At 66.1% G+C, this 6,368-nt stretch carries 7 protein-coding genes and 1 tRNA gene; 5 read left to right on the forward strand and 3 right to left on the reverse strand.

The window, feature by feature from the left end; translation table 11 throughout:
* Positions 1-46: 46 nt before the first annotated feature.
* Positions 47-496 carry a hypothetical protein gene (locus ACN0TP_RS17015; RefSeq protein ID WP_417220935.1) on the reverse strand — a complete coding sequence of 150 codons (450 nt, stop codon included), beginning with the start codon at positions 494-496 and terminating at the stop codon, positions 47-49.
* A gap of 454 nt (positions 497-950) precedes the next feature.
* Here ACN0TP_RS17015 and ACN0TP_RS17020 point away from each other — a divergent pair, with 454 nt between their 5' ends.
* Positions 951-1,385: a tyrosine-type recombinase/integrase gene (locus ACN0TP_RS17020; protein ID WP_417220937.1), complete on the forward strand. Its 435-nt coding sequence runs from the start codon at positions 951-953 to the stop codon at positions 1,383-1,385.
* 78 nt (positions 1,386-1,463) lie between these two features.
* On the opposite strand, the gene ACN0TP_RS17025 is transcribed toward ACN0TP_RS17020, so the two are convergent.
* Positions 1,464-1,540: transfer RNA gene (locus tag ACN0TP_RS17025), tRNA-Arg, on the reverse strand.
* A 212-nt stretch (positions 1,541-1,752) separates the two neighbouring features.
* Between ACN0TP_RS17025 and ACN0TP_RS17030 the strand changes: the two genes are divergently transcribed.
* Together ACN0TP_RS17030 and ettA are read left to right on the forward strand one after the other, a co-directional pair.
* A complete protein-coding gene (locus ACN0TP_RS17030; protein WP_417220938.1) occupies positions 1,753-2,280 on the forward strand; it encodes a single-stranded DNA-binding protein in 528 nt (175 codons plus the stop codon).
* A 105-nt stretch (positions 2,281-2,385) separates the two neighbouring features.
* On the forward strand, positions 2,386-4,068 hold the full coding sequence (gene ettA, locus ACN0TP_RS17035; protein WP_417220940.1) for an energy-dependent translational throttle protein EttA: 1,683 nt from the start codon (positions 2,386-2,388) through the stop codon (positions 4,066-4,068).
* Positions 4,069-4,187: 119 nt separating this feature from the next.
* On the opposite strand, the gene ACN0TP_RS17040 is transcribed toward ettA, so the two are convergent.
* Positions 4,188-5,144, reverse strand: a complete 957-nt coding sequence (locus tag ACN0TP_RS17040; RefSeq protein WP_417220942.1) for an acyl-CoA thioesterase — start codon at positions 5,142-5,144, stop codon at positions 4,188-4,190.
* A 117-nt stretch (positions 5,145-5,261) separates the two neighbouring features.
* Here ACN0TP_RS17040 and ACN0TP_RS17045 point away from each other — a divergent pair, with 117 nt between their 5' ends.
* Positions 5,262-5,933, forward strand: a complete 672-nt coding sequence (locus tag ACN0TP_RS17045; RefSeq protein ID WP_417220944.1) for a hypothetical protein — start codon at positions 5,262-5,264, stop codon at positions 5,931-5,933.
* A gap of 172 nt (positions 5,934-6,105) precedes the next feature.
* Positions 6,106-6,368, forward strand: a 263-nt coding sequence (locus ACN0TP_RS17050) for a hypothetical protein (RefSeq protein WP_417220945.1), incomplete at its 3' end; no start/stop codon positions are given.

Genomic DNA, 6,368 nt, shown 5'->3' on the forward strand with positions numbered 1-6,368 from the left:
TTGTTCCCGCCCGTCCTACGATCTTCCGAATAACCTGACCGTCGGACTACTCCATCTTCGTATGGAAAGCCGCTATTCCTGTGTCGCTCACGCGTCGTCCCCCGATAACCAGTACCCCATCGATTTCTGCAGCGCCCATCCTGAACTGTCCCAATTGCGCAGGCAAGACCGTTCGAGTACTAGGAGCCGCGAACTCAACCATGAAGGCCGTCTTCATCGCCCACCTAGCAAGAAGTACCCGCTCAGCAGTCTTCATATGCTTGGACTCGCCGGACATCAACGGCTTCAGAATGGGTGCCACGTCCTCCTCCAGATTGCTCAGCCAACCGCCGTTGCAATCGCCGCAGACTACCTTGATCTCTGACTTGTCGAGACGCCCGGTTTGAGTGTCTCGAATCCAAGTTTCGAAGCTGTCGGGTCCAAGGGCCTCACGTCTCAGTTGGAGCTTCGGTTGTGGCGCGTATCCCGCGATGACTTGAGCAAATTGTGGATCCACTGCAATCCACTTTGGAATCGCGTGCTCTCAGGTTACTGGCGGCGTACCCCAAAAGACGCGACTGCGTCGGCCCTGTTTGTCCATTTGTCCCCCCATATATCAATCCTCGGTGTCGGATCAGCGTATCCACGGGAAGTGCCGCCTCAAACAAGGGCCCGTATCGCAGGCGGTCTCCCCGGACATATGAGTAGCGCCCCACCCTAGCAATGAGGATGGGGCGCTACTGGTTTTCGGCGAGGTGCCGGGGCCGGTCTTCGGGCAGTGGTTGACCGGGTCCGAAGCCGGGGTGGAGGTCGCGGCATTGCCGCCCGGATCCACACGAATTCCCACGCAGCGGTCTTGCTCGTACATGGGCTGTTTGGCAGAGCCGAGTAGGAACTGGGTCAGCCAGTCCGGCAGGCGGGGTTCCAGCCACCGACACGGCGCGTGCCAAAGGCCCGCGAGGATCGCCGCGATGAGGGAGCAGCTCGGACACTGTGCTGCAGTGGGGGAGAAGTGGATTGGCTCTACTTCGGCGAACGGTGAAACCGTCGGGCTCGTCTGGCCGCGCGCGGATGGTCAAGCCCGGGATAGCGGGTCGGACTGGGTCGCTTGGAAGGAGTTCCACAAGGCCGCAAGCGTCCCGCCGGTCCGGGCGCATGATGCCCGGCACACGGCGGCGACCACCCTGTTGTTGCTGGGCGCGGATCCGCGGGTGGTCATGGACATCCTGGGCTGGTCGCAGGCCTCCATGCTGACTCGGTACCAGCACGTCCTGGACGAGATGAAGCAGGACGTGGCCGCGCAGGTCGGCGCTGACCTCTGGGCCGCGGGTCCTGCGCCTGCGCCGGATCAGGGGGTGCCCGGCGTGGTGTCGCTGGGTGTGTTCCGGAAGCGCCGCTCGGATTAATTGCCACCAAATTGCCACCGGAGCGGGTGGTCAAAGAGAAAGCTGAGCCCCGGGATACGTATGATTCCGGGCCTCTATTGGTGCCCCCGGCGCGATTCGAACGCGCGACCGACAGATTAGAAGGCTGTTGCTCTATCCAGCTGAGCTACGGGGGCCGGTGCCCCACGGGGCAACACGAATCATTCTAGCGATCAGCGACGCCGGTGCCACATTCCACCGCGAACCCCTCACAGCCGGCCGTTCCCCGCCGCCGGGGCACCAACCGTCCACAGCAGCGCAGCAGCCGGGCCACCCCGCGGGCTCGTTCGGGGAATCTGATGGTGCGGAACGGCGATGTCCCGCACAGCAACCAGTCCTGGAGGACACCATGAGAGACGCCAACAACTTCATCACCGTCGTCGGCAACGTCGGGACGGATCCGTTCACGCGCACCCACGCGAACAACTTCCAGGTCACCCAGTTCCGGGTCGGGACCGACAACCGGCGCAAGAACCCCCACACCGGGGAATGGGAGAACAAGAGCACCAACTGGTACACCATCAAGGTCTTCAACCAGCTCGGCCTGAACGCCGCGGCGTCCATCCGCAAGGGCCAGCGCGTCTTCGTGGGCGGGTACGCCAAGGTCGACCAGTTCACGCGCGAGGACGGCAGCACGGGGGTCGGCATCGACGTGGAGGCGCAGTTCATCGGCCACGACCTGAAATTCGGGACCTCGGAGTTCCACCGGCTGCCACAAGTGCTGGCCCGTCTGGACGACGAGGCCTCCGCCCATGGATTCACCGTCGATGGAGAGGAATACGACGGCGGTGACCCGGAGGACCCAGCCGGTGGCGGGGGCGGCTCATTCGACACCGCTGCGGGCCAGGATTCCGACCGGCACCCGCTGGCCGGGTGAATCGTCGGCGTCCACGGGGCCGCCGGATGTCCTGCGCCCTTTCGCCCCCGGCCGGAACGCACCCCAAATAGGGATTTACGGGCCAAAACGACTAGCCTAGTGGGCATGGCGGAATTCATTTACACCATGACCAAGGCCCGCAAGGCCGTTGGCGACAAGGTGATCCTCGACGATGTCAGCATGTCGTTCTACCCCGGCGCAAAGATCGGCGTGGTCGGCCCCAACGGCGCCGGCAAGTCGACGATCCTCAAGATCATGGCCGGGCTCGACACCCCTTCAAACGGCGAGGCCCGGCTCAGCGCCGGATACTCGGTCGGCATCCTGTTGCAGGAGCCACCCCTGAACGAGGAAAAGACGGTCCTGGGCAACGTCCAGGAAGGCGTCGGGGAGATCTACGAGAAGATCTCGCGCTTCAACCAGATCTCCGAGGAGATGTCGGCACCCGATGCCGACTTCGATTCGTTGCTGGAGGAGATGGGCAAACTCCAGGAAGCCATTGACGCCGCCGACGCCTGGGACATCGACTCCCAGCTCGAGCAGGCCATGGACGCCCTGCGCTGCCCCCCGGGAGATGCCGACGTTTCGGTCCTCTCCGGTGGTGAGCGTCGTCGCGTGGCCCTGTGCAAGCTGCTGCTGCAGAAGCCGGACCTGCTGCTCCTCGACGAGCCCACCAACCACCTCGATGCCGAATCGGTGCTCTGGCTCGAGCAGCACCTGCAGGCCTACCCCGGCGCCGTCCTGGCCGTGACCCACGACCGGTACTTCCTGGACCATGTCGCCCAGTGGATCGCCGAGGTCGACCGCGGCCAGCTGCACCCCTACGAGGGCAACTACTCCACCTACCTGGAGAAGAAGCGGGCACGCCTGGAGGTCCAGGGCAAGAAGGACCAGAAGCTCTCCAAGCGCCTCAGCGACGAACTCGACTGGGTCCGCTCCAACGCCAAGGGCCGCCAGACCAAGTCAAAGGCCCGTCTGGCCCGCTACGAGGAAATGGCGGCGGAGGCCGAGCGCACCCGCAAGCTCGACTTCGAGGAGATCCAGATCCCACCGGGCCCGCGCCTGGGCTCGCTGGTCATCGAGGCCAACAAGATCAAGAAGGGCTTCGGGGACCGCGTGCTCATCGAGGACCTGTCCTTCACGCTCCCGCGCAACGGCATCGTCGGCGTGATCGGCCCCAACGGCGTCGGCAAGTCGACCCTGTTCAAGACGATCGTGGGGATGGAGGAGCTCGACGACGGCGAACTGAAGATCGGCGACTCGGTCAAGATCTCCTACGTCGACCAGAACCGTGGCGGCATCGACCCGGAGAAGAATCTCTGGGAGGTCGTCTCCGATGGCAACGACTACATCCAGGTCGGCAATGTCGAGATGCCCTCGCGCGCCTACGTCTCGGCGTTCGGCTTCAAGGGCCCGGACCAGCAGAAGAAGGCGGGTGTGCTCTCCGGTGGTGAGCGCAACCGCCTGAACCTGGCCCTGACCCTGAAGCAGGGCGGCAACCTGCTGCTGCTCGATGAGCCGACCAACGACCTGGACGTGGAAACGCTGTCCAGCCTCGAGAACGCGCTGCTGGAATTCCCCGGTTGTGCAGTGGTCGTCTCCCACGACCGCTGGTTCCTGGACCGGGTGGCCACGCACATCCTGTCCTATGAGGGCACCGAGGACGATCCGGCGAACTGGTACTGGTTTGAGGGCAACTTCGAGGCCTACGAAGAGAACAAGATCGAACGGCTCGGCCCGGAAGCGGCCAAGCCGCACCGTGTCACGCACCGTCGTCTCACGCGCGGCTGACCGCAGCCCGAGCAACAACAGCGCCCCCGTGGACCGAGAGGTCCGCGGGGGCGCTGTTGTCAGGTGGCCGGGATCAGGTGGGAAGACCGCGGGAGTCCGGCACCGCCGTCGTGCACTCCCTAGCGGTGCTGGTCGCGCTTGATGGCCGCGCGCATGATCCGCGATTGGACCCCTCCGACGAACTTGGACTTCCTGTCCGAGGGCACGCGCACCATGCCTTCCTGGGCGACGCTGGCGACCAGGACGCCATCCCGGGTGAAGAAGCGCCCCTGGCCCAGCCCGCGGGCACCGGAGGAACTGGGGCTTTCCTGGACGTAGAGCAGCCAGTCGTCGACCTTGACGTCGCGATGCCACCACATGGCGTGGTCCAGGCTGGCCACGTTCATGCCGGGGGTGATCCACGGCAGGCCGTGGCGGCGCAGCACCGACTCGAGCAGCGTGTAGTCGCTGCCGTACGCCAGGGCGGCACGGTGCAGCGCGGGATCATCGGGCAGCTGCTCGAAGGTCTTCATCCACAGGGCGTTCGTGGCGGTCTGCCCGACGCCGGCCGGGGGTTCGAAGTACAGCGGTGGTTCGATGTAGCGGATGTCGAACGGGCGCTTGTAGGCCCACTCGCGGGCGATGGGGTGGTTGATCTTGCCGATGAGTTCGGCGGTGGTCGGCAGGTCTTCCGGCGCCGGGATGCCTGATGGCATCTCGATCTGGTGCTCCAACCCCTCGGCCGGTTCCTGGAAGGAGGCGATCATGGACAGGATCGGCTGGCCCTTCTGGTAGGCGTGCACCCGCCGCGCCGAGAACGAGCGGCCGTCGCGGAGCCGTTCGACGCCGAAGGTGATGGGCAGGTGCACGTCGCCCGGGCGCAGGAAATAGCCGTGCAACGAGTGGATCGGCCGACCGCCCTCGACGGTGCGCGTGGCGGCAATGACCGACTGGGCGATCACCTGACCGCCAAAGACCCGATCCCGGCTCTGGGCGGGGGTGTGGCCGATGAAGATGTCCTCGCTGGTGCGCACGTGTCCGTCGCCGTCCAGGTCAAGGAGCTCCACGAGGGATTCGGGTGATTCGGGATCGGTCACTATTACTCCTCGGTAAGGCGTGGTCTGCGCTTGAGACTATCCGGCCCCGCATGTGCCAATCAAGCGGGCATGCGGGCCGCTTGGCGCCCGGGCCCCCGGGGGTGGCAGCATGGGAGCATGCTTCCCGATGCCCTGCAGCTGGCCGATCCCGAAACCATGTCCGACCTGCGCACTTTCCTGGCCCGGGCGCGGACCGTGGAGGATGGGCAGGCCCGGTTGCAGGTGGTCGGCGCGGCCTTGGCCATCTACGTTCCCGTGCTGGCCCAGGAGGCCATCGGCAGTACGGTGCCCACGGTGCTGGGGTTGCGGGTGGCCAAGCTCGCCGATGCGACGGCCGATGGGCTGGTGGCCGTCTACGAGCTGGGCGCGCTGACCGACCGCCTGGCACGAGCCGGTGAGATGGACACCGCGCTGCCGCTGCCGCCCGCCGAATCCCGGGCCGCCTGGGCCGGGATCACCCCGCCGTTGTCGGGCTGGGAGGCCCGGGGTGAGTACGACGACGGTGCCTTGTCTGCCGAGGCTGAGGCAGGCATGCACGCCGTCGCCGAGGCGCTGCCGCCGAACGCCGGACGGCCGGTGCTCGATACAGTGCGTGGACGCATCTGGTCCGCGCCGTGCCAGAACGGCCCTGCCGATGTCGACCTGCCCCTGGGCGCGGCCTTCGCCGCCGAGTCGCTGGGCTTCCTGCGTCCGGGTGCCCGAAGCCAGCTCTTCGGCCAGGGCAGGTGGCTGCGGTTGAGTTCCTCGGGTGGCCACACCCTGGTCAGGCAGGGTGCGTCGCTGCTGTAGCGATGCCCGGCCACGGCCGGGCGGATTCATGCCAGGGGGACCTGCGTCCCGGGGGCATCTGCGTCCCGGGGGGACATGGTGCGTGGTGGATCGTGCTGGCAAGGGGGCACGGGCCCCTCACAGGGTGGTTTTTCGGGGTGTTGGACGGGGTCGGCCCGATAGAATCGAATACATGTTCGAATCTTCTGCGGTTCAGGATCCGGCCCCCATGGAGCCGGTGTCCGTTCCTGCCGCGGAGCCTGACGGGACGGGTGCCGGGGTGACTGCCGGGGTCGGTGCACTGGATGTGGGCGGCCTCGATGTCCAGGGGCTGTTGGATACGGTCCTGTCCGTGTTGCCGGTGCTGGATGTCAGGGGTCTGGGGGAGCCGGCGCTGGTTGATGTCATCGCCGGTGCCGAATCAGTGAAGAACGCGTTGGCGGGCCTGCAGGCCCG

It is taken from the genome of Arthrobacter sp. (assembly GCF_048266065.1).
In the GTDB taxonomy this organism is placed as follows: domain Bacteria; phylum Actinomycetota; class Actinomycetes; order Actinomycetales; family Micrococcaceae; genus Arthrobacter_H.

Coding starts and splice junctions, on each gene's coding strand:
- ACN0TP_RS17020 (WP_417220937.1), top strand. CDS start 951: ATGAGGGAGCAGCTCGGACACTGTGCTGCAGTGGGGGAGAAGTGGATT.
- ACN0TP_RS17030 (WP_417220938.1), top strand. CDS start 1,753: ATGAGAGACGCCAACAACTTCATCACCGTCGTCGGCAACGTCGGGACG.
- ettA (WP_417220940.1), top strand. CDS start 2,386: ATGGCGGAATTCATTTACACCATGACCAAGGCCCGCAAGGCCGTTGGC.
- ACN0TP_RS17045 (WP_417220944.1), top strand. CDS start 5,262: ATGCTTCCCGATGCCCTGCAGCTGGCCGATCCCGAAACCATGTCCGAC.